18 protein-coding genes are annotated in these 19813 nt (G+C 71.0%); 8 read left to right on the forward strand and 10 right to left on the reverse strand.

From position 1 onward, the window contains the following. Positions 1–13 precede the first annotated feature (13 nt). The gene (locus tag ACIRJP_RS31650) at positions 14–220 is read right to left on the reverse strand and encodes a DUF5999 family protein (RefSeq protein ID WP_072488625.1); all 207 of its coding nucleotides are present in this window, start codon (positions 218–220) and stop codon (positions 14–16) included. A 320-nt stretch (positions 221–540) separates the two neighbouring features. Continuing rightward, complete coding sequence (locus tag ACIRJP_RS31655) at positions 541–1134, reverse strand: hypothetical protein (protein WP_266735537.1); 594 nt, start codon at positions 1132–1134, stop codon at positions 541–543. Between the two features lie 480 nt (positions 1135–1614). On the opposite strand from ACIRJP_RS31655, the gene ACIRJP_RS31660 reads away from it, so the two are divergent. Further along, positions 1615–3120, forward strand: a complete 1506-nt coding sequence (locus ACIRJP_RS31660; RefSeq protein ID WP_404181497.1) for a glutamate-cysteine ligase family protein — start codon at positions 1615–1617, stop codon at positions 3118–3120. A gap of 96 nt (positions 3121–3216) precedes the next feature. On the opposite strand, the gene ACIRJP_RS31665 is transcribed toward ACIRJP_RS31660, so the two are convergent. Further along, the gene (locus tag ACIRJP_RS31665) at positions 3217–5007 is read right to left on the reverse strand and encodes a substrate-binding and VWA domain-containing protein (protein WP_404181500.1); all 1791 of its coding nucleotides are present in this window, start codon (positions 5005–5007) and stop codon (positions 3217–3219) included. Between the two features lie 184 nt (positions 5008–5191). Between ACIRJP_RS31665 and ACIRJP_RS31670 the strand changes: the two genes are divergently transcribed. After that, a complete protein-coding gene (locus tag ACIRJP_RS31670; RefSeq protein WP_404181624.1) occupies positions 5192–5971 on the forward strand; it encodes a CPBP family intramembrane glutamic endopeptidase in 780 nt (259 codons plus the stop codon). A 94-nt stretch (positions 5972–6065) separates the two neighbouring features. On the opposite strand, the gene ACIRJP_RS31675 is transcribed toward ACIRJP_RS31670, so the two are convergent. The 3 genes from ACIRJP_RS31675 to ACIRJP_RS31685 form a co-directional block, all read right to left on the reverse strand. Continuing rightward, the gene (locus ACIRJP_RS31675; RefSeq protein WP_404181503.1) at positions 6066–6887 is read right to left on the reverse strand and encodes a PhzF family phenazine biosynthesis protein; all 822 of its coding nucleotides are present in this window, start codon (positions 6885–6887) and stop codon (positions 6066–6068) included. A gap of 293 nt (positions 6888–7180) precedes the next feature. Next, positions 7181–8287, reverse strand: coding sequence for a hypothetical protein (locus ACIRJP_RS31680; RefSeq protein ID WP_404181506.1), 1107 nt, complete (start codon positions 8285–8287; stop codon positions 7181–7183). A 488-nt stretch (positions 8288–8775) separates the two neighbouring features. Beyond that, positions 8776–9693: an aminoglycoside phosphotransferase family protein gene (locus tag ACIRJP_RS31685; protein WP_404181509.1), complete on the reverse strand. Its 918-nt coding sequence runs from the start codon at positions 9691–9693 to the stop codon at positions 8776–8778. Positions 9694–9869: 176 nt separating this feature from the next. Here ACIRJP_RS31685 and ACIRJP_RS31690 point away from each other — a divergent pair, with 176 nt between their 5' ends. Beyond that, complete coding sequence (locus ACIRJP_RS31690; RefSeq protein WP_404181512.1) at positions 9870–10487, forward strand: PadR family transcriptional regulator; 618 nt, start codon at positions 9870–9872, stop codon at positions 10485–10487. An 82-nt stretch (positions 10488–10569) separates the two neighbouring features. Here the strand turns inward: ACIRJP_RS31690 and ACIRJP_RS31695 are convergent, their stop codons facing one another. Beyond that, positions 10570–11001, reverse strand: coding sequence for an SRPBCC family protein (locus ACIRJP_RS31695; protein ID WP_404181515.1), 432 nt, complete (start codon positions 10999–11001; stop codon positions 10570–10572). 61 nt (positions 11002–11062) lie between these two features. Continuing rightward, positions 11063–11284: a hypothetical protein gene (locus tag ACIRJP_RS31700; RefSeq protein WP_404181518.1), complete on the reverse strand. Its 222-nt coding sequence runs from the start codon at positions 11282–11284 to the stop codon at positions 11063–11065. 245 nt (positions 11285–11529) lie between these two features. Between ACIRJP_RS31700 and ACIRJP_RS31705 the strand changes: the two genes are divergently transcribed. Both ACIRJP_RS31705 and ACIRJP_RS31710 read left to right on the forward strand, forming a co-directional pair. After that, positions 11530–12120, forward strand: coding sequence for a Clp protease N-terminal domain-containing protein (locus ACIRJP_RS31705; protein ID WP_404181521.1), 591 nt, complete (start codon positions 11530–11532; stop codon positions 12118–12120). 161 nt (positions 12121–12281) lie between these two features. Then, positions 12282–13340: an EamA family transporter gene (locus ACIRJP_RS31710; protein ID WP_404181524.1), complete on the forward strand. Its 1059-nt coding sequence runs from the start codon at positions 12282–12284 to the stop codon at positions 13338–13340. Between the two features lie 69 nt (positions 13341–13409). Here the strand turns inward: ACIRJP_RS31710 and ACIRJP_RS31715 are convergent, their stop codons facing one another. Next, on the reverse strand, positions 13410–14108 hold the full coding sequence (locus ACIRJP_RS31715) for a pyridoxamine 5'-phosphate oxidase family protein (RefSeq protein WP_404181527.1): 699 nt from the start codon (positions 14106–14108) through the stop codon (positions 13410–13412). A gap of 35 nt (positions 14109–14143) precedes the next feature. On the opposite strand from ACIRJP_RS31715, the gene ACIRJP_RS31720 reads away from it, so the two are divergent. Beyond that, positions 14144–15475: an aminotransferase class I/II-fold pyridoxal phosphate-dependent enzyme gene (locus ACIRJP_RS31720; protein ID WP_404181531.1), complete on the forward strand. Its 1332-nt coding sequence runs from the start codon at positions 14144–14146 to the stop codon at positions 15473–15475. On the opposite strand, the gene ACIRJP_RS31725 is transcribed toward ACIRJP_RS31720, so the two are convergent. Further along, a complete protein-coding gene (locus ACIRJP_RS31725; protein WP_404181534.1) occupies positions 15466–16518 on the reverse strand; it encodes a DMT family transporter in 1053 nt (350 codons plus the stop codon). The two genes, ACIRJP_RS31720 and ACIRJP_RS31725, sit on opposite strands and share 10 nt — an antisense overlap. 73 nt (positions 16519–16591) lie before the next feature. On the opposite strand from ACIRJP_RS31725, the gene ACIRJP_RS31730 reads away from it, so the two are divergent. Both ACIRJP_RS31730 and ACIRJP_RS31735 read left to right on the forward strand, forming a co-directional pair. Next, entirely contained in the window at positions 16592–17500 is a 909-nt protein-coding gene (locus ACIRJP_RS31730; protein ID WP_404181537.1) for a LysR family transcriptional regulator, read from the forward strand. 123 nt (positions 17501–17623) lie between these two features. Beyond that, entirely contained in the window at positions 17624–19813 is a 2190-nt protein-coding gene (locus ACIRJP_RS31735; RefSeq protein ID WP_404181540.1) for an MMPL family transporter, read from the forward strand.

Below are 19813 nucleotides of genomic sequence, written 5' to 3' on the forward strand. Positions count from 1 at the left end.
GTACCGGCCGCGGTCAGGCGGCCTTCATCACCCGGTCGGTCCCCAGGGGCCGGTGCGGAGCGATGATCTGACCGTCGGGGAGCAGCTCACCGGTGTCCTCGAAGAGCAGGACTCCGTTGCACAGCAGGCTCCAGCCCTGCTCCGGGTGGTGGGCCGTCAGGCGGGCGGCTTCCCGGTCGGCTGAATCGGCGGTCGGGCATGGTGGCTGGTGCTGGCACATGGCTGGGTTCTTTCGCTGCGTTGTAGTGAATGTCCTGCGGCTGGATGAGGTGTTCATGGCCGCCCCCCGTATCGATCGGTCCGGTCCCAGTGTTGCCCCACGGGCGTCATTCCGCAGGGATTTCGCAGCAGCACTTGTCCTTACTCGAAGGACGCGTCACCCACGCGGACGGTTCACCGCAACTGCACTGTCACTTCGGGTGGTTCGGGGTGGTCGGACCGGGCTAGTCCGGTCGGGCACCGAAGTGCGCCCCCTCAGCGCTGTGCCCCGCCACCGGGGGACGGTGGCGGGGCACAGCGCTCTCGTACGGGGTCCGGTCCTCAGGCCGGTGATCCGAGCAGGGGGCCGGGGCCGGGGGTGATGCGCAGCGTCATCACGCGCAGCAGATCGGCGACCCGGTGCGGGCGATGGGCCGCGATGCCCGGCGGGGCGGGAGCCAGCGGAACCAGGAGATCGGCGGGGGCGAGCGCCCCGCCGGCGGCGTCGGCCTCGGCGTCGCCGTGCAGCCACAGGGCGAGCATGTAGAGCTCCGGGATGGACAGCAGCCGTGGCTGGTAGTGACTGGTCACCGTCTCTGCCTGGCGCAGGGCGAGTTCGGTCGAGGCGATGTAGGGCCCCTCGAAGAAGTGCGAGAAGGTCCAGCCGTCCGGAGTGAGCATGGTGTCCGCCGCGGCGACGGGCTGCTCCGAGCCGCGGATCAGGAACCGCCACCCGGCGAGCCTGGTGGCGGGAGCGAGCCCGCCCGGCCCGATCCGGTCCAGTACATGGACGGGGAGCGGGAGTTCGGGGCTCAGCGGTCCCTCGGCGGACCGGAGGGCTGGGGTGCGGGCCTCGCGGACTGCGGTGGGTGAACCGAGTGCCGCGAGAACGCTGCGCAGAGCGGGCGCGGGAGCCGGGGGAACATGCAGCGGCATAGTGGGTCGCCTCTCACTTCGGAGACACGGTGGTGCGTGGGTGGGTGCAGACGGCGCTGTCGGCATGCGGGGCCAGAGGAGGCCGGACTGGGCCGGTGCGTCAACTCTCTGCCTCGTCCGCGGAGTTTATACGACACGTGTTCACGCGGTGATTCCACTAGCCGTCGCAGGTATTGCCGACAAGGCGGTATCGAGACTTTATTATGCGGAGAATCTGCTGATTCTGTGTCAGCGGCGCAGCCACCGCCTGGGATTTTTCCCCGGGTGCGGACGGCTGAATCGCGACCGTGTATTCACCGTGCGCCGGGCGGGGAAACCGGTGCTGCACCATGCCCATGGAATGTGCCTCGGGCGGGCGCACTCAGATTACTGGGTCCACGGCGTTCGCGGGGGCGTTATGGATCACCCGGCCTGGGCATTATCGATCGTGACGCGAGCGGCCTGGGCCGCGGGCCGCCCACTTGAGGGAGGGACGCTCCGATGGGGGAGAAGGTCGTGGCGGGCGCCTTTGACCTGTCCGATCGGCAGGGGTACCGGAGGAAGCTCCACCAGTGCCTGGAGGGGCTGGAGCGGCTGTTGGCGGAGCGGAGGTTCGACCGGCCGCGCAACCTCATGGGTGTGGAGATCGAGCTGAATCTCGCGGGCGCCGACGGCATGCCGCAGATGATGAATGGGGAGGTCCTCCCACGCATCGCGAGCCGTGATTTCCAGATGGAACTCGGGATGTTCAATTTGGAGGTGAACATAGTCCCGCACCGCCTGGACGGGCAGGTTTTCGACCAGTTGGCCGAAGAGCTCAGGACCGGGCTCGGATATGCCCACCGGAAGGCGGGCGAGGTCGACGCCGGGATCATGATGATCGGTATTCTGCCCACCCTGCGCCGCGAGGACCTCGTCGCGGCGAACCTCTCGGACGCGGACCGCTACACACTGCTCAACGATCAAATCGTGGCCGCCCGGGGCGAGGATTTCTCCCTCGATATCCAGGGCGTGGAGCGATTGGTGTCCACCTCCGCCTCGATCACCCCGGAGGCCGCCTGCACCTCGGTCCAGCTCCACCTGCAGGTGACACCGGCGCGATTCGCGGCCGTGTGGAACGCCGCCCAGGCCGTCGCCGGGGTCCAGATCGCCCTGGGCGCCAACTCGCCGTTCCTGTTCGGCAGGGAGCTGTGGCGGGAGTCGCGGCCGCCGCTCTTCCAGCAGGCCACCGACACCAGACCGCCCGAACTCCAGAACCAGGGAGTGCGGCCCAGGACCTGGTTCGGTGAACGGTGGATCGGCTCGGCGTACGAGCTCTTCGAAGAGAACCTGCGCTACTTTCCGCCGCTGCTCCCGATCTGCGACGAGGAGGAGCCGCTGCGGGTCCTGGACGAGGGCCGGGTGCCGCGGTTGCAGGAACTGGTGCTCCACAACGGCACGGTCTACCGCTGGAACCGGCCCGTGTACGGGCTGGCCGACGGCGTACCCCATCTGCGGGTGGAGAACCGGGTCCTGCCCGCCGGCCCCACGGTCACCGATCTGATCGCCAACGCGGCCCTGTACTACGGGCTCGTGCGGGCGCTCGCCGAGGAGCCTCGTCCGGTGTGGACGCGGCTGCCGTTCGCCGCGGCGGAGGAGAACTTCGACACGGCGTGCCGCCTGGGCATCGACGCGGAGCTGACCTGGCCGCGTCCCGGCCGTGCGGGTGGGCTCACCCGGGTGCCCGCCGTCAAGCTGGTACGGGACGAGCTGCTGCCGCTGGCCGCGGCGGGGCTCGATGCCTGGAACATCGAGCCCGCTGACCGCGACCGCTACCTCGGTGTCATCGAGGAGCGCTGCAAACGACGGGTGAACGGGGCGTCCTGGCAGGCGGACACCTACCACCGGGCACGGGAGGGCGGGCTCGACCGGCAGGCGGCGCTGGCCGCGACGACCCGGCGGTACGCCGAGCTGATGCACAGCGGGGAGCCCGTGCACAGCTGGCCGATGGGTGCTCCAAAGCCCTGACCCGGGCACCGCGGATGCCGTGGCCCGGCTCCCCGCGGTCAGGACCGGCCGTGTCCGGGGTCAGGGCCTGTCCGGCGGATCAGGGTCGGACAGGCGCTAGTCCTGGCCGGCGTGACCGCTCTGGCCAGCCGTCATGATGGCCTGCAGGATCACCGTCTGGATCTCGGCCGGGTCGATGACCTGGTAGCCACCGCCGCCGGTCACCTTCGCTATCTCGTTCACCTCATCGCGGTCGGCCTCGGGACCGACCGCGATGGCGAGCAGCGGCACCGGACGCTCCGGATCGGCGATCCGCCTCAGTTCCGCGATCAGTGCACTGCGGGAGATGGAGACGCTGTCCTGGTTCGAGCCGTCGGTGAGGATCACGACCGCGTTGAACTTGCCCTTCACATAGGTCGCCTGGGCGTCCTTGTAGGCGGCGAGCATGGTGTCGTAGAGACCGGTCGCGCCATCCGGTACGGGTTGCAGCGCCGCGAAGGCCGCGGAGAGCTTCTCGCGGTGGGTGCCGCCGCCCTTCGCCGGATCGCCCAGCCTGGTGGCCGGGACCAGTTTGCGGTAGTCCTTGTCGCCGTCGAGCCTGGTGGCGAACTCCCAGAGCCCGATCTCGTCGTTCGGAGTGAACTGGTTGAGGGCCTGGATCAGTGACGCCTTGGTGACATCCATCCGGGACTGGTTACGTCCCGGGACGGTCGTGGCCATGGACCCCGAGGCGTCGACGACCGTGGTCAGCCGGGCGCTCTGGACAGTGATCGTCCACATGCCGAGGGTCTGCTGGAGCTCCTCGGCGGTCGGTGCGGCGGCGGCCGCGGTGGCGTAGGGCTGAGGCTTCTTGCCGCCGGCCGGAGCGACCACCGACTCGCCCGCGGTGCCGTCGACGTTCCTGAAGCCGTGCCTCTCCAGCGTGGCCTGTGAGGCGGGCTCGTCCAGCAGAGTTCGAAATCGCAGCGCGGCCCGGCTCTCGGCCGTGCTCATAGTGGTCTCGTCGACCGTCGTGTAGGGGTAGTTGAGCAGCGGTGTGCCGTCCTTGGGGTAGAAGAGATCGAGCTTTCCGCCGCCGGTCGACTCCGCGTTGTGGGTGAACGCCGCCTGCTCGGAGAGGAGCACCGCCTGGTTGCGTTCCGGGTTGCCCTGTTCGGCGCCCGAGTCGCCCTGCGCCAGGGTCTCCAGTACTTGGGTGTCACTGTCCGACATGCGCTGCGCGAGCAGCTTGGCGGTCGCCGCGACCCTGGTGTCGCTGTCTCCGCCCTGCTTCTCGGAGGACGCACCGATGCTGGTGAGCGCCAGCAGACCGGTGGCGCTGCGTGCGGGGTCGGCCGAGCCGAGGCGCACTTTGTCCGATTCCATGGCGGCGGCCGTCAACTCCGCCCAGGAGTACGTCTTCTTCGGCCAGCCGAGGCTCTTGGCCGCGGACGGAACCATGGCCAGGGTCACGGGGGAGGACGTGATGGAGTCGCCCGCTGTGACCGGGACGCCGTCACCGGAACCCTTGGCCCGGTCGGGCCAGAGGTCGGAGTCGGGCAGCCAGATCTGGAAGTCCGGGGTATGGGTGCCGTCGGAGAGGGCGTCGGCGACCTTGTAGGAGTCGCGGGCGACCACCGTCACGTACAGACACCGACCGTCGGAACGCACCTCGTCCTTGCGCGCCTTGTCGGCGATGGCGCGAACGGCGGGGGCGATGTCCGGGGAGGCCATCATGGACAGACGTACGGCGGAGTCCTCGCAGCTTTTCGAGAACGACAACAGGCCGCTCTGCGCCGCTACGGCCGTGCCCGCCACCACCGCGAGGACGAGCGTGGTGGCGATCGCAACGGTACGGCGACGGCGTGGTGGCGATCCGTCCCCGCTTCCGTCTCCCGCGTAGTCATCGGGCAAGCTGTGACGTCCCATGTCGGTGGTGCCCCTCCTTGAGGATGAACAAGGAAAAGGGGGACCACACCATCGGCAATGGTGCTTGTCCCCCGGCCTGTCGCGCATGATCTTCGTACCTGCATTCGAGACCCTAGCCGGAGGGGGAGCAGGATGGGGCGTGAATGCACAACTCAAGGCAGGTGTACAGGTGGAGGCGGGGCTTATGGCTGATTCTTTCCCCCGGGAGGCTTTTTCGCGACGGATCCTGCGGTCCGAAACGGTCCTCGTGCTGGCTCTCTCATTGGGCGCCAGTGCGGTGTCTGCCCTGATCAGTTTTGTCGGTTCGCTGACGAAACCAGGGGGTTTGAAGGATCAGGCGGCGACGCTCAACAGCTCGTATGCTCCGGGACGTCCATGGCTGGATCTCGCCTGGCAACTCTTCGGTATCACGACGGCCCTGGTGCCCGTCGCCCTGGTCGCGCATCTGCTGATCAGGGAGGGCACCGGCCTGCGGGCCATCGGTTTCGACCGCACCAGGCCGTGGCCGGACCTGGGACGCGGCACGATGGTCGCGGCGGGGATCGGAAGCGCCGGCCTCGCCTTCTACCTGGTGGCCAGGGCCGCCGGATTCAATCTGACCGTGGTCCCGGAGTCACTGCCCGACGTGTGGTGGAAGTTCCCGGTCCTGGTCCTGTCCGCGATCCAGAACTCCGTCGTGGAGGAAGTGATCGTCGTCGGGTATCTGTTGCGCAGACTGGGGCAGTTGGGATGGACGCCGATGGCGGCGCTGGTCGCCAGTTCGGTGCTGCGCGGCTCGTACCACCTGTATCAGGGGGTCGGCGGCTTCATCGGGAACATGGTGATGGGCGTCGTCTTCGTACTGCTGTACCGGCGTTGGGGGCGGGTCGGGCCGCTGGTCGCGGCGCACGCGCTGCTGGATATCGGGGCGTTCGTCGGATACGCGCTGCTGGCGGGGAAGGTGGGCTGGTTGCCCACGCCGTGAAGGCCGTGAGGGTTGTGGGGTACGGGACGCGTGCAGGGGAGGATGCGGGGGAGTGGTGGAGCGGTCCTCGGGGCCTCGCACCCTCGTCCGAGGGTCAGAGCGATGCGAGCAGTTCGCCGTCGATGACCGTCACGGCGTCGCCCGTCAGCAGAGTACGGTCGCCGCGCAAAGCGGTCCGTACGAGGCCGGAACGCGCGGAGGCCTGTAGGCCGGTCAGTTCGTCACGGCTGAGGCGGGCCGACCAGAAGGGTGCCAGGGCGGTGTGGGCGCTGCCGGTCACGGGGTCCTCGTCGATCCCGACGCGCGGGAAGAAGCCGCGCGAGACGAAGTCGTAGCCACGGGCCGGGTCCTGCGCGGCTGCTGTGACGATGACGCCCCGCCGGGACACGTCGGCCAGCCTGGCGATGTCGGGAGTCAGCCCTCGCACGGTCGCCTCGTCGGACAGTTCGACGAGCAGGTCGCCGATGTGCGGGCCGGTGTCGTGGACGGAGAGCGGTTCCGCGCCCAGGGCGGCGGCCAGCCCGGCCGGGGTGGCCTCGGGGGTCAACGGGGATGTGGGGAAGTCGAGGGTGATCGCGCCGTCCGGGCGGGCGGTCGCGGTGAGGATCCCGCACCGGGCCGCGAAGCGCACCGTGCCGCTCGCCGTCCCGGTGGTGTGCAGGACGTGCGCGGTGGCGAGGGTGGCGTGCCCGCACATGTCGACCTCCGTGGTCGGGGTGAACCAGCGAAGCGCCCAGTCGGCCTCGCCGCCCGGAGGCAGCGGATGGGCGAAGGCGGTCTCGGAGAGGTTCACTTCCATGGCGATCCGCTGGAGGCGATCGTCGTCGGCGAAGGTGTCGGAATCCAGGACCAGGACTCCCGCCGGATTGCCGGTGAAGGGGCGGTCGGTGAACGTGTCGACGATTCGAATCCTCATGCCGCGACCATACGTACGGTGCGGAGCCGTACGCCAAGGCCAATTCCGCGTCATTGGACCTCTGCGGAGCTGGGCCGTCCCCGCCGCAGCGCACTACCTCGCCGATGTGGATCTCTCACGGCGGCGCCGGCCACGTTCCTGCTGGTCTCCTTTTGGCGCCCGCCGATCGGGAGGGCGCACGCGAGGCGGGCTGCGGGCAGGGGGACGCAGGCCGTGGCCCGCCACGCGACTCGGCGACCTCGCCCTCGTGGCCACCCCCTGACCTCGTCGCCACTCCCTGGCCGGGACAGCCCTCAGAAGATGAGGCCGCGCATGGACCGCGGGAGGTCTCCCGCGATCTCGCGCAGCCAGGGACTGCGGACGGCCGGCAGCCGGACCAGGGTGTGCTGGAACGCTGCCGCGTCGGCCCAGAACAGGTGGTCGGGGCGCGGCAGGGGCGGGTCCACGTCGAGGACGCCGTCGGGCATGACTCCCGATGTGGGGACGGGCAGGTCCGGCTCGGGGTGGACCAGCCACAGCCACATCCCGAACGGCAGCGGCACCGGGTACGCGGAGGCGGCCGGGCCGGCCGGGGTCCAGGGCTTCCCCGTCTGCGGATGCACCGGCACGAGGAGAATGTCGGCTTCCGCGTCAGGAGCAGGCAGCTCCGGTCCGGCCAGGACGGCGTGCCGCGCGGGCGGGCCAGCGGGCAGCACGGCGTCGAGGGCGCGCTGGAACACCTCTGTGATCAGGCCGTCCGGGACGATCACGGGGTGGCCTCCCGAGGCAGCGAGCAGGTGAGCGAGTGCCCGGCCGGCCGCCACCTCCCACTGCGGGCTCCAGGACCACCGGTGGCCGGATCCCAGCGGCCGGCCCCAGCCGGTGAGCGGCTCGTACGGGGGCGTGCCCGTCCCCTCCGCCATCAGCTCCGCCCAGGAGAGCGGTGCGATGGCGGTGCCGTCGACGGGAAGGCGGCGTACGGCGTCCGGGACGAGCCACACCGCCTGCCAGAGCGAGCAGTCGTCGATCCTGCTGGCCACGGGCAGGCCGCACGCCTCGCAGGCCATGTTGGGGCCGTCGGACCCGTCGAGGCCGCAGCAGTACCCACCGGCCATCTCCGGGATCAGCACGGTGTTGCGGATGTCCCCGGGGGCGATGACGACCGTGCCGGCCGGCCCGTCGGACAGTGCGTGGACCGGTGCGTGGATGCCGCGGGCCTCGGCCTCGTCCGGGTCGATCTCCTCCCACTTCCGCCACGGCGGTCCCCAGGGCTCGGGGTCCACGGCGAACGTGCCCGGCTCCATGAGGACGGGGAGCTGATTCCCGTTCCCGTACTTCTGATGTGCGTGGGCCGGCAGGGCGACCTCGGACAGCGGTGCGGTCAGCGTGGCGCCGCACCCCGCACACTCGAACACGAACAAATGCCCTCCACTTGAGAAACAGGGGCATCGTCGCAGCCCGGCGGCGACCGGCCAACGCATTTTTGGCCGCCGCGGGTACGAGGCACAGCTTGCCGCGCCGGGTCAGTGGCGGAGCAACCGGCCTTGCGCCATGCCGGCCTGCGGGGAACCGCCCGCTGGTTCCTGGCCGTCCTGGTCCTGTACCACATCGCTGCGTACGACCGGGTCTGGTGAACGTCGTCCCGCCCGAGCGGGCTTCGTCGCCTGCGGTGGCGAAATCGCCCCACACAATGGCCACCGCCAGCGGTATCGCGACCGTCGCCGGGTACCGCAGTCGGCAGGGCACCCGGCGCCGGCCCCACAGTCCGAAGCAGAAGAGCGCGAAGACCTCGAGCAGGACCCGAAGCCCAGGAAGGCCGGGTTGTAGGCCAGGGCCAGATCCGTCGTCGTGCTCACTGCGTTCCCTCTCTCATGGATCCGGAGACGTCATCCCGGCGCGCGAGGTGTGATCAGTGACGGGCCGTCGCGATGAGGCGTCTCAGCGAGGCGTGTCCGGGCGGGCCCCAGGTGGGTTTGCCGCCGGGGCGGCCGTGGACGCCTGCCTCCCCGATGAGGATGCAGACGAGGGCTTTCACCACCGCCCAGCCGCGGGCGCGGCGCAGGGTCGCGGGGTCCGCGGCCGGTCGGTAGGCGTCATGGAAGCGGTCTACCGCGCCGTCCGGCAGCAGGAGCCAAGCGGCGGCGAGATCGCACGCCGGGTCGCCCGCGAAGAGGTCGCCGAAGTCGATCACGCCGCAGAAAGTCCCGTCCTCGGTAAGGACGTTGGCGGGGTGCAGGTCGCCGTGGAGCCATAGCGCCGGGCCTGACCAGTCGGGAGCGGCGACGGCGTCTTCCCAGACCGCGCGGACGGCGTCCGGGTCAGGGATCAGTCCCTGCTCGGTGGCCGAGGCGAGTTGCTGGGTGAACCCTTCGGTGTGATCGGCCAGCGGCCCTCCGCGGCCACGGCCGGCCGGAGCGCCGTCGGGGGCGGGTCTGTGAAGGGCCGTCAGAAAGGCGGCCAGGGCGTCGGCCGATTCCGCGACGCGTGTGGCGGGGGCGCGGTCGGCGGGCGTCCCGGGCACCCAGGTGGTGACGATCCAGGGCCGCGGAAAGCGTGCCGAGGGCTTACCGATGCGCTGTGGGACGGGGACCGGAAGGGGAAGGCGCGGGGCGAGACCGGGCAGCCAGTCGTACTCCTTGCGCAGCAGCTCGTCCGCCGACTCCGTTGCCCAGGGCAGCCGGACGGCGAGGTCGTCACCCAGCCGCCACAGCTGGTTGTCCCAGTCGCGTGCGCCGAGCCGCACAGGGTGATCGGCCAGGTCGGGGTGCTGGTCGTGCAGCAGTCCCAGGATCAGATCCGCGGTCATTTCGATCTCGGAGTGGGTCATGCGGAGCCAGGCTAGTCGGACGACGGCCGGCTGTTTGTGACGCACAGCATTCCGTGCCGCTCGATCTCGATGGAGTGGACCCGGGGCGGGTCCACGCTGCTGCGGCGATTGTCAGGCGACCGGTTCCGATATATCGTGAAGCATCGCGACAGATCAACGGTAGAAGGAGTGGAGCGATGCGTTCACATGGGCACGAGCAAGAGTTCGGGCATGGGCGTGGATACGGGCACTGCGGGCCCGGTCATCAGGGGCGTGGTGAGTTCGAGGGGCGGCGGGCGGCCTTCGGGCAGTTCGGACCGCCGTTCGGGGGTGGCCCCTTCGGGGGTGGGCGCGGTCGGGGCGGCGGTCGGGGGAGGGCGAGGCGCGGTGACGTACGCGCTTCGATCCTGGCGCTGCTCAAGGACCGGCCGATGCACGGGTACGAGATGATCCAGCAGATCGGTGAGCGCAGCGGCGGGGCCTGGCGGCCCAGTCCGGGCTCGGTCTACCCGACCCTTCAGCTGCTGGAGGACGAGGGCCTGATCGTCAGTGCGAGCGAGGGCGGCAAGAAGCTGTTCACGCTCACCGACACCGGCCGCGCCGAGGCGGAGTCGGGGGCCGAGGCGCCCTGGGAGGAAGCCGGGCGCGGTGTCGACTGGGAGAGTGTCAATGAGATCCGGCAGGCCGGATTCGGCCTGATGGAGGCGTTCGGCCAGGTCTGGAAGACCGGCTCGGCCGATCAGCGGGAGAAGGCGCTCACGGTCATCAACGACGCCCGGAAGAAGCTGTACCTGATCCTTGCCGACGAGCACTGAGTCCATGGGTGGTGTTGCCCGTGGGTGTGGTGCGAAGGGCCTCGCGGCCGAGCCGTGAGGCCCTTCGTGTCGGCGGGTGGTGTCAGGCGGCGATGAGCCCGCCCAGTTTCCGCAGTGACTCGACGAGCGCGGCCGTCGCCGAGTCCTTGAGCTTTCCGGCCATCAGGGAGACCGCGGCGCCGGTGAACTCCCCGTCGATGCGGACCGTCGTCGCGTCCCCGTCGGGGGTCAGCGAGTAGCGCATGGCCAGGTTGACGCCCATCGGGCCCTTGCCCTTGGTGGCCAGCAGGCGTGCGGTCTCCAGTTCCGCCACCGTCCAGGTCACCTCGGCCGGGAAGCCCATGAGCTTCATGTTCTCCTCGTAGGTGGCGGCGAGTTCGAGTGTCGCAGGGCCGCCCTTGGGGAAGCTGGTGTGGGTGGTGTTCCACTGACCGTACGTGGTGAAGTCCGTCAGCTGGGCCCACACCTTCTCGGCCGGTGCTTCGATGCGCGCCTCTGCGCTGACTTCGGCCATGCGACCACCCCTTCTCGGCGGGTTACGGTGTCGCGGAACGTAGCCGCAGTGGCCGGAACATTCAATACTGATGAACCGTCAGATCTGCGTGGTCGTTCCCGTCCGCTCCCGCGTGCCAGATCAGAGCCGCGTCGAACCGGTCGAAGGCGCGGGGGTATGGACCGTCGTCGTGGCAGTGGAACGCGGCCCAGAAGAGGTCGGCGCGCAGCGCGTCGGCCGGGGCGTGGACCCGGTACACGTACTCCCGTCCGTCGAGTGCCGGCAGGGCGACCAACCAGGACACGTACGCGGGCTCCCTTCCGGCTGTCGCGTGGGGGTATGGCCTGTGGGACGTCCGGGGGTGGTTTCCGGTTGCCCGGGGAGCGCGTGGCAAGGCGGCGCGCGCCCTTTTCGTCGATCGGATCCGGAAATGGCGCGATCTCATCCGCAAGGAGGAGAAACCGTTCGAGTGTGCCCAACTTGCGTGGGATGCCTGGATGGGCCCATCCGGGGATGTATTCGCGCTGCGGGCCTGATGGGGTGAGAGATGTGCAGAACCGGACGCCGCGGATCCCCCAGCAACCCGTACCGAACCGCGCCGAGCTCGACGCCAGACTCACCGTGGAGCTGGCCGCCGTGGTGACGGGCGCCCGCAGGCGTGCGCTGCGCGACGGCGACCGGCAGATCGACACGGCGCATCTGCTGCACTCCCTCATCGAATCGGACCCCGCGGTCCGGGCGGCCTTCGAGGGCGGCCCCCAGCTGGCCAGGGTGCTCGGCTACCTCGTCCAGCGCAGTATCGGATACGGACTCCGCTGGCAGGGTTCGGTCGAGGACTCCGGCGCCGTCCCGGTCGTCCCGGACCCGGGGGGCATCGTGCGGGGCACGGGTCCCGCCGTCCGGGGCGCGGGGATGGAGGGCTGGTCGCCCTCGGCCGCTTCCGCGATGGCCGGGGCGCTCGACCGGGCGGAGTCGCGCGGCGACGTAAGGGCGCGAGGGCTCGATCTGCTCGCGGCACTGGCCTCGGACCACGAGTGCCGGGCCGTGAAGGTGCTGGTGCGGGGCGGGGTCGACGCGGACCGGATCGCCGCCCGGGTCGCGGATGTTGCCGGGCAGGGCGTGCCGGAGGGTGGAGTCTGAGCGTCCGCTCCTGGCCGCCGACGGGGAGGGCGGTGTGGGAGCCGTTCGGACGGCCGGTGCGGAGATGTTGGGGCGGGCGGTGTGGAGTCGCCCGCCCGACGGCGGGCCTGTCAGGGGTGACCGGGGGTGACGCCCCTGACCACAGCTGTCATGATGGGCCGATGCACGCGTCTCAGGGGAGAAGCGCCAGCCTGGGACTAGCCCTGGCCTCGGCGTTCGCATTCGGTGGTTCAGGGGTGGCGGCCAAGCCGCTGATCGAGGCAGGGCTCGATCCGCTCCATGTGGTGTGGCTGCGGGTGGCGGGCGCGGCGCTGGTCATGCTGCCGGTGGCCTGGCGCCACCGGGATCTGGTGCGCAGCCGGCCGGTTCTGCTGCTCGGCTTCGGGCTGCTCGCCGTCGCGGGTGTGCAGGCCTTCTACTTCGCCTCGCTCTCCAGGATCCCGGTCGGGGTCGCGCTTCTCGTCGAGTACCTGGCGCCCGCGCTCGTGCTCGGCTGGGTCCGGTTCGTCCAGCGAAGGCCGGTCACCCGGCGGGCCGCGGTCGGCGTGGTGCTCGCCGTCGGCGGACTGACGTGCGTGGTCGAGGTCTGGTCGGGGCTGAGCTTCGACGTGGTCGGGCTGCTGCTGGCGCTCGGTGCCGCCTGTTGTCAGGTCGGCTACTTCGTTCTGTCGGACCAGGGCAGCGCGGACGGCGCGGACGGTGTCGAACCGCCGCATCCGGTCGGGGTCATCGCGTACGGGCTGCTGATCGGTGCGGCCGTTCTCACCGTGGTCGCACAGCCCTGGGGCATGGACTGGTCCGTCCTGGGCGGCACGGCGGGCATGGACGGCACGGATGTTCCGGCCTGGCTGCTGCTCGTCTGGATCGTGCTGCTGGCGACCGTGATCGCGTACGTCACCGGGGTGATCTCGGTGCGCCTGCTCTCACCCGCGGTGGCGGGCGTGGTCGCCTGTCTTGAGGCGGTCATCGCCACGGTGCTCGCCTGGGTGATGCTCGGCGAGCACCTGTCGGCGCCCCAGCTCATCGGCGGTGCCATGGTGCTGATCGGCGCCTTCATCGCCCAGTCGTCGACACCGCGGACGCCGTCGGGGCCAGTTGCGTCAGGACCGGGCGCGGGGGCCGCCGAGGGGGCGGACGCCGGCCTGACCGCTGCCGAAGGTCCGGACGCCGGCCGGACCGCTGCCGAGGGGGAGCTGTCCGCCGGTCGTGTCGCTACGTGACGTCCCACCCGTGGTGGCGGGTGATGGGGGCCCCACACGGTGGCGGGCCCGCACGTCACCCGGTGTGCGTCAGAGTCCGGTGATGTAGTCCGGCACGACGATCGCGGGGTCGAGGTCGTCCGAGGGCAGCGGCGCCGCATAGCCGCGGGCGAGCGGGACAACGCCTGCCCAATGGGGGAGCGTGAGGTCGCGGGGCTCGTCGTTGGGGCCGCCCGTGCGGATCTTCGCGGACACCTCCCGCAGGTCCAGCCGGATCACCGCGGTCGCGGCGAGCTCCTTCTCGTCGGCGGGCCGGGAATCGGCGGACCGGCCGGGCACCACATGGTCGACGATGGCGTCGAGTGCGGTCCGCCGCTCCTGGGGGTCGGTGACCGTGTGCGCGACGCCGTGGACCACCACGGAGCGGTAGTTGATCGAGTGGTGGAAGGCGGAGCGGGCCAGGACGAGCCCGTCGACATGGGTCACCGTGAGGCACACGGGCAGACCGGGGTCGGTGCGGCCCGCCTCGCGCAGCGGACGGGAGCCCGTCGAGCCGTGCACGTAGAGCCGGTCGCCGATCCGGCCGAAGAGCGTCGGCAGGACGACGGGTGCGCCGTCACGGACGAAGCCGAGGTGGCAGAGGTATGCCTCGTCGAGTACCGAGTGGACCACCTCCCGATCGTATGACGCTCGTTCACGGGAACGGGTCGGGATGGTGCGCTCGGTCGGCTCGTATCCGGCTGCTGCGGCGTCAGGGGTCGTGGTCTGCGGCGATGCGGTGTCCGACATTGCGTACTCCATTGCACTAGTGCATAATCTTGTTTGTGCTAGGAGAGTATCGGATTGTCGGGCGGCGCGCGTCGGAGATTGCCGCCAGTGTGGAGCGCGGGATCGGCTCCGGTGAGCTCGAACCAGGGCAAGTGCTGCCTCCCATGCGGGAGTTGGCGGAGCAGCTGGGGGTCAACCCGAATACGGTGGCGGCCGCCTACCGCACGCTCCGCGAGCGCGGGGTGATCGAGACGGCGGGGCGCCGGGGCAGCCGGGTGCGGCCGCGTCCCGCGAGTACGGCGCGCGGATCGCTCCGGGTCGAGGCGCCGGCGGGCGTCCGGGATCTGGGCGCGGGCAACCCCGATCCGGTGCTGCTTCCCGCGCTGGGGGATGCCTTCGCGGCGGTCGCGCAGGAGTATGCGCAGCAGCCCGGGATGTACGGGCAGGCGCCGGTGGACCCGGAGTTCGCCGCCCTCGCCCGTGCCGCACTGGACGCGGACGGGGTGCCGGCCGGGCCCGTGGTCGTGACCTCGGGATCGCTGGACGCGATCGAGCGCGTTCTCGTCGAGCACCTCAGGCCCGGCGACGCGGTGGCCGTCGAGGACCCCGGCTGGGGCAGCATGCTGGATCTCGTACCGGCGCTGGGGCTGCGCCCCGTGCCCGTCGCGGTGGACGACGACGGGCCGGTGCCCGACGCCGTGGAGGACGCGCTGAACGCCGGTGCCCGCGCGCTCGTGGTCACCGGCCGCGCGCAGAATCCGACCGGGGCGGCCATCACCGCCGGACGCGCCTTCGAACTGCGGGGAGTTCTCGCCGGACACCGCGGCGTACTCCTGATCGAGGACGACCACGGGCACGGCATCGTCGATCTGCCGCTCCATCCCCTGTCCGGTGCCACGGACCGCTGGGCCTTCGTGCGGTCCGTGGCCAAGGCGTACGGGCCGGACCTGCGGGTCGCCGTGCTGACCGGTGACCGGGTCACGGCCGACCGGGTGGCGGGGCGTCAGCGGCTGGGCCCCGGCTGGGTCAGCAGACTGCTGCAACGGGCCGTGGTGCACCTGTGGACCTCCGGCGCCGTCGATCCGGGGGAGGTGGCGCGGGCGTACGCGAAGCGGCGGGACGCCCTCGTGCGGGCGCTGGCGGAGCGCGGCGTGGCGGCCCATGGGCGCAGCGGGATGAATGTGTGGGTGCCGGTCGGCGACGAGACCGGTGCCGTGGCGAGACTGCTGCACGCCGGCTGGGCCGTGGCGCCCGGGGCCCGGTTCCGGCTGGCCGCGCCCCAGGGGATCCGGCTCACCGTCTCGCCGCTCGCCGAGCACGAGATCGGACCACTCGCGGATGCGGTGGCGGCAGCGGTGGGACCGGTGAAGCCGCTGGCCTACGGCTGATCCCCGGCCCTGGTCTTGATGCCGGCTTCGGTCCCGGTCCGGCCGGTCCCGGCCCGGCCGGTGGATGTCCGGCCGCCCCGGGCCCTGCTCTGGGTGAGGGCGGCGCCCGCCAGGACCACGAGGGCGCCCACCGGGGTGTTCCAGCTCAGCTGCTCGCCGAGCACGATCACCCCGGCGGCCGTGGCGATGACCGGGATGAAGTAGGTGACCATCTGTGCGGTCGTCGGCCCGACCTCCGCCACCAGGCCGTACTGCAACAGGACCGCGAGGCCGGTGCCGAGCGCCCCGAGGGCGGCCACGGCCAGGGTCGGGAGCAGCGGGAACCCGTCGGGGGCCGAGGTGAACAGCGGGGTCACCAGGGCGATCTGCGCCGTGCCCAGGAAGAGCTGGCTGCCGGTGAGCGCGAGCGTCGACGAGCCGCTGCCCGCCAGCGTCCGGCGGACGTAGATCCAGCCGATCGGATAGCTGAGGGAGGCGAGCAGGGCCATCGCCGTGCCGCCGAAGTCCAGCCCGGAGAAGCCCTGCCAGGCCCCCAGCACGGTCAGCACGCCGAGGAAGCCCAGCCCGAGTCCGGCGACCCGGCGACGCGTCGGCCGGTCCTCGGAGAGTGCGACGAGCGACAGCGCCATGCCCCACAGGGGCGATGTCGCGTTGCAGATGCCCGCCAGCGTCGACGGAATGGTCAGCTCGGCATAGGCGAAGAGCGAGAACGGAAGCGCGTTCAGGAAGAACGCGGCGACCGCCAGATGCCCCCACGTGCGGGCACCCCGGGGCAGCCGCTCGCGCCGGACCGCCATCGCGACGGCCAGCACCGCGGTGCCGGACAGCAGACGGCCCAGGGTGACCTGGAACGGGGCGTACCCCTCGGTGCCGACCTTGATCAGCAGGAAGCTGAAGCCCCAGATGAGCGAGAGCGCCCCGAAGCGGATCCGCCAGTCCAGCGCCGGGCGGGCGGCCGGCGCCCCAGGCGGGCTCAAGGCGGTGGACTCGGTGGCAGGCATGGTCTTCGGTGCGGTGGTTCCCGGTGCGGCGGTGGCGCTCATGGGTCAACGATGGCGGCCCCGACCGCGTAGGACAAGCGAGACTTTGTACGGGTGTCTGCGTAGCATTGCTTACATGTTGAATCTGGAGCGCCTGCGCACCCTGGACGCACTGGCCCGGCACGGTTCCGTGGGCGGCGCCGCCGAGGGGCTGCACGTGACCACGTCCGCGGTCTCCCAGCAGATGGCGAAGCTGGAGCGGGAGGTGGGGCAGCAACTGCTGGCCAGGAACGGGCGCGGGGTCCGGCTCACCGACGCCGGCCGGCTGCTCGCCGACCACGCGGCCCGGATCCTGTCCCAGGTCGAGCTCGCTCAGTCCGACATCGAGGCGCAGCGCGGCGAGGTGGTGGGCGAGATCCGGCTCTCCGCCTTCCCGACCGCGGCACGCGGACTCTTCCCCGCCGCACTCCGCGCGCTGCGCGGGGACCACCCCGAACTGCGCGTACGTACCCGGGAACTGGAGCCCGAGGACGGAATCCGTGCGGTGATCAGAGGCGACATCGACCTCGCGGTGGTGCTGGACTGGAGCAACAAGCGACTGCCCGTGCCCGCCGGCCTGGCCAAGGCCGAACTCCTGGACGACGCACCCGACATCGCGATGCCGGCCGGTCATCGGCTCGCCGACCGGGACCAGGTGGACCTGGAGGACTTCGCCGACGACGACTGGGTCTCCTGGCCCGAGGGCGAATTCTGTTACGACTGGCTGATGTTCACCCTCCGCTCCAAGGGAATCGAACCGCGCATCGCGCACCTGGCGGGCGAACACCACACCCAACTCGCCCTGATCGCCGCCGGAGTGGGTGTCTGTGTGGCGCCGAGGCTGGGCCGCGGACCGGTACCCGACGGGGTACGGCTCGTGCCCGTACGGCAGAAGATGCGACGTCACGTCCACGCCGTCTGGCGTACCGACGCGGACCGGCGTCCGTCGATCAGGGCCGCGGTGGCCGCCCTGCGTGCGGCGGGGCTGGAGCCGGACGCGCAGTGAGCCACGGCCATCGGCCCGGTGTGCGGGGGATTACCCCAGCACCGGGGTCCACCGATCGGTGGACGGCAGGTTCAACCTGACACCTCTGTCCGTCAACTGCCCTGTTCAGCAAGGCTTTCGGGCATGAATTCATTCACTGTGCGCATGGCGCGCCGAAGCGCGCGGCACCCCTGGCGGGCGGTCGTCGGCTGGCTGGTGTTCGTGGGGCTCTGCCTGGTCGTCGGCGGAGCCGTCGGCACCGACAACGCGAAGACCGCCGACTACCGCGTCGGCGAGGCGGGCCGGGCCGAGGCGATGGCGGCCGAGGGCCACCTGGAGCGCCGTTCCACCGAGCAGGTGCTGATCTCCACCCGGTCGGGAGCCCCCGACAGGCAGGCCGCCGAAGCGGCCGCGCGGGATCTCACGGCCCGGATGAGGAAGCTGCCGGAGGTCGCGGACGTGGCCGCGCCGCTCTGGTCCGGCGACGGCCGGATCCTCATGGTCGAGGTGGCCCTGAAGGGCGAGGAGCGGGACGCGAAGGACAAGGTCGACGCCGTCGCGGCGCAGACCTCGGCCGTTGGGAAGACCAGTCCCGGGCTGCTGCTGGAGGAGACGGGCAGCCCCTCCATCAGCAAGGGGGTCGACCAGCAGCGCGGCGACGACCTGGCGCTGTCCGAGAAGATCACTCTTCCCGTCACCCTGGTCACCTTGCTGGTCGCCTTCGGGTCGGTGGTCATGGCCGCGGTGCCGCTGCTGCTCGCCCTCACGTCGATCGCGGCGGCCATCGGCCTGTCGATGGTGGTCTCGCACGTCTCACCCGACGCGGGGGTCGGCACGAACGTCATCCTGATGATCGGTCTCGCCGTGGGAGTCGACTACACCCTCTTCCACCTCAAACGGGAGCGCGAGGAACGGGCCCGCAGCGGCGGCCGGCTGAGCACCGAGGCGCTGGTGGAACTGGCCGCGGCGACGTCGGGCCGGGCGGTCGTGGTGTCGGGGCTGGCGGTCGTCATCTCCACCGCGACGCTGTATCTGGCCTCCGACGTGATCTTCTCCTCGCTGGCCACCGGCACCATCGTGGTCACACTGGTCGCCGTGGCCAGTTCCCTGACAGTCCTGCCCGCGCTGCTGACCGTGCTCGGGAAGCGGGCGGAGCGACGGGTACGGCGCCGCGCGGAGCACGGGAAGCCCGCCCCGCGCCCCCGCCGCGAGGGTGGCGGCCGGATCTGGACGGTGCTGCTGCGGCCCGCGGCCCGGCACCCCCTCGCCACGCTCTGCGTCCCGGTCCTCGCCCTGATCGCACTCGCGCTGCCACTGGCCGGACTGAACGTCACGGAGATGAGCCGGGACACGCACTCCCGCGAGATTCCCGCGATGCGGGTGTACGACCGCCTCAACGAGGCGTTCCCCGAGCAGCGGGTGACGCACGACGTCGTCGTGCGCGCCGATGCCTCGCGCAGCGGGGAGGTCACCGGCGCGCTGCGCGAACTGGCCCGGCTCACCGACGCGGACCCGCTGTTCACCGACGGCCCGCGCATCGAGACCTCGGCCGACCACCGGATCGGTGTGCTGCGGCTGAAGGTGCCGCACCTCGGCAACTCCGCACGAGCCCGCGACTCCCTCGGCCATCTGAGAGACGCGTACCTGCCCGCCACCGTCGGACGGGTCCGGGGAGCGGAGTACGGCGTCAGCGGGGACGTCGCCCGGTACGCCGACTACCCGGCCCATCAGAACAGCAGGATCCCGCTCGTCCTCGGGGCGCTGCTGCTGGTGACCTTCGCCATGACCGTGTACGCCTTCCGTTCCGTGGTGCTCGGCCTGATCGGGGTCGTACTCAACCTGCTCTCCGCCGCGGCCGCGCTCGGACTGCTCGTCCTCGTCTTCCAGGGCACCTGGGCCGAGGGGCTGCTGGGCTTCGACTCCACCGGCTCGATCGGCTCGCGCGTCCCGCTCTTCCTCTTCGTGATCCTCTTCGGACTCTCCATGGACTACCAGGTGTTCGTGGTGAGCCGGATCAGGGAGGCCGTGCTCGCCGGTGTGCCCACGCGGCAGGCGGTCCTGGACGGGCTCCGCACGTCGGCGAGCGTGGTCACCAGCGCCGCGGTCGTGATGACGACCGTCTTCGTGAGCTTCGTCCTGCTGCACATCATCGAGATGAAGCAGATCGGTTTCGTACTCGCGGTGGCCGTGCTGCTGGACGCCTTCGTCGTCCGCGTCATGATCCTGCCGGCGGCACTGCTCCTGCTGGGCGAGGCGACCTGGTGGCCGTCGCGTCCCGTCCCGGCCGGATCGGACCGGACCGTCCGCGACGAGCCACTGGCCGAAGTACGTTGA

It is taken from the genome of Streptomyces sp. NPDC102437 (assembly GCF_044765565.1).
Lineage (GTDB): Bacteria > Actinomycetota > Actinomycetes > Streptomycetales > Streptomycetaceae > Streptomyces.